Raw genomic sequence first — 549 nt, 5'->3', positions numbered from 1 at the left:
ATCACGGCGGCTCTTCGTCCGCCAACCTGACCATCACCATCACCGGCACCAATGACGCGCCGGTGGCGGTGGCCGATGCGGCGGCGGTGAAGGAAGACACCAACACGCTGGCCGATCCCAATCCGGTCAGCGGCAATGTGCTTTCCAACGACACCGATGTCGACAATGGCGACACGCATAGCGTCAGCGCCGTCAACGGCTCGGCTGGCAATGTCGGCAACGACCTGGTCGGCACCTATGGCACGCTGCATCTCAACAGCGACGGCAGCTACAGCTATACGCTCGACAATGGCCTGGCCTCGGTGCAGCAGCTTGCCGAAGGCGCCACCGTCACCGACGTCTTCAGCTACACCAACTCGGACAACCACGGCGGCACCTCGAGCTCCAGCCTGACCGTCACCATCAACGGCACCAATGACGGCCCGGTGGCGGTGGCCGATGCGGCGGCGGTGAAGGAAGACACCAACACGCTGGCCGATCCCAATCCGGTCAGCGGCAATGTGCTTTCCAACGACACCGATGTCGACAATGGCGACACGCATAGCGTCA

At 63.4% G+C, this 549-nt stretch carries 1 protein-coding gene; it reads left to right on the top strand.

Annotation, left to right across the window (positions count from 1 at the left end):
• A partial coding sequence (locus EN845_RS33825; RefSeq protein ID WP_135931267.1) for an Ig-like domain-containing protein occupies positions 1-549 on the top strand: 549 nt, incomplete at both ends.

The organism is Mesorhizobium sp. M8A.F.Ca.ET.202.01.1.1, from assembly GCF_004791595.1.
GTDB lineage: Bacteria > Pseudomonadota > Alphaproteobacteria > Rhizobiales > Rhizobiaceae > Mesorhizobium.
The sequence above is the reverse complement of the archived record's forward strand: the minus strand, read 5'-3'. Positions and strand labels throughout refer to the sequence as shown.